The following is a 2024-nucleotide window of genomic DNA, read 5'->3' on the forward strand; positions in this document are numbered from 1 at the left end:
CCGTAGCGCTCCAGCGCCAGCGTCACCGATCTGCGGATCACCTCGTCGTCCTCGACGAGCAGGATCGCTACGGGCGCCGGGAGGTTCCCCCCGGCCGCTGGGACGGACATATTCCCCCATCGGACGTGCTGGGTGCTGGGGGACCATGATGCGACGAGAAGCTCCGCCTTGCCCAATCAGCGCCCGTGGCCGGGGTTTCCCCATCAGCGCCCGTAGCTGGGTTTTTTATCCCATCAGTGCCCGTGGCCCGCGCTCGGCTTGGCCCCGGTGAGCGTGCAGCCCTTGCGTGACAGGTCCAGCTTCGACCCCTCCGTCACGCAGGAGGCGATCCCGTTGACCTGCTGGCCGTAGCCGCGACCCTTCACGGAGGTCACCGTTCCGTCCGAGTCCACCTCACAGGGATTGTTGTCGGTGCACTTCTCATCGCCGGCGACGTTGTGGGTGTTGTGGATGCCCACCACCGTGGTGCCGTCGGGGGCCAGCAGCGCCGAACCGGAGGTGCCGTGCTGGGGGTCACAGCCCTTGCCGGTGGCGTAGCGGATCGAGTTGTCCTGCTGGTAGCCGCCCTCCCGCAGATGCGGAACCACGGCCTCGGCGGTGCAGTGGTAACGGTTGCTGGTGTCGGCCAGGGTCAGCGAGTCGCCCGCGCGCACCGGGTCGGACGTGAGCCGGAAGACCTTCGCGCCCTTGGCCTTCAACTGCGCGTAGGTCTGATCCAGACGGTAGAGCGCGACATCGGTGCCCGTCATCGTCGCGTACACCAGCCGTTTCTTATGGACGAAGGTCTTCGGGTATCCCTGGCGGTCGGCGATCGGCATGGGGTAGTCATCGGCCGGCTGGTCCGTCAGCGCGGCACCGGGCGCGGGGCGCTTGCCCTCCACACAGTGGCCGTTGGTCATCAGCAGCGCCGGGTCCTGCGGCCGGGAATCCGGGGTGCTCACCACCGAGCCCACGCAGACACCCAGGGTCACCGCGCCTTCCACGTTCGGGATCTTGTCGTCGGGCGGCACATGGGTACCGCTGATGATGCCGTTGATCCAGTCGGCGTACTTGGTGACGTCGGTGTAGTACGTATCGGCTATGTTGCCGTTGCTGACCACACCGGCCACCGCCCACTCATCGCCCTCACGGACCAGCGCGGGACTACCGGAGTCGTAGTCCATCGCCCTGACGCTGTGGTCGTCGCTGCCGATGCACAGCTCTCCGGGCTCGCCCGCCGGGCAATCCGAGAGCGGCCGCACCTTGGTGTCGGCCTCGTGCAGCAGCTTCGGGTAACACTCCGGGGAGGTGTCGTCATCCTGGCAGGTCATGCCCCAGCCCATGATGCGGACGGGGTCGTGCTCCTTCGGCGTGGCCGAGGCGATCTTCACCGGCTTGGCACGCACCGGGGTGCGCAGGTGCAGCAACGCCACGTCCCTGCCCAAGAAGCCGCCCTTGTCACGGACGGTCGCGAGCCGGTAGTAGTGATCGACCTCCGCGACCTCGCCCCCGGACCCGGGGTCCAGCGACCCGACCCGGACCTTCCAGTCCTTCGGGACCCCCGCTCTCGCATCGGTCGCGTTCTTGCCTGCGCAGTGGCTCGCGGTCAGCACCCACTGCGGCGCGAGGACCTCCACCCCGCAGCCATGCCCGTCCGGGCGGTCCGACACGGGGAAGGAGGGCTGGAACGATCCCATGAACGAATAGGCGTGCGTCGACTCGGTGCCGCCTATGATGGCCTGCGCCGGTGAGGCCGCCATCATGGTCGCGGCCATGGCGGCCCCGGCCGTCAGGGCGGCGCCCGCCCTCAATCTGGTCCAACTGCGCATCGGCTTCTCCCCTTTCGTCCGCCACGGGGCGTTCCCGGGGCGGGCTCGCACGGAGGAGGGACAGCACCCGGCCGCCCCGTCCCGGCCACTGATCCTGGGCCGGACGGGCCGCCGGAAGGGCTCACGCGCGTATCAGGGGTGCCGCGGCGACCGCTCAGTCGTGTATCACCGTGTGCGCGCCGAGAACGCGGCAGGGCCGCCACTCCCCTTCCGGGG

Annotated in this window: 1 protein-coding gene and 1 pseudogene; both read right to left on the bottom strand. The window is 69.2% G+C overall.

Features of this window, described 5'->3' with window-relative positions:
- Positions 1 to 110 (bottom strand): annotated as a pseudogene (locus ACFU99_RS41825) (DNA-binding response regulator); the annotation flags it as partial.
- Positions 111 to 233: 123 nt separating this feature from the next.
- Positions 234 to 1808 carry a trypsin-like serine protease gene (locus ACFU99_RS41830; RefSeq protein ID WP_384403529.1) on the bottom strand — a complete coding sequence of 525 codons (1575 nt, stop codon included), beginning with the start codon at positions 1806 to 1808 and terminating at the stop codon, positions 234 to 236.
- Positions 1809 to 2024: the final 216 nt, after the last annotated feature.

It is taken from the genome of Streptomyces sp. NPDC057654, assembly GCF_042800135.1.
Lineage (GTDB): Bacteria > Actinomycetota > Actinomycetes > Streptomycetales > Streptomycetaceae > Streptomyces.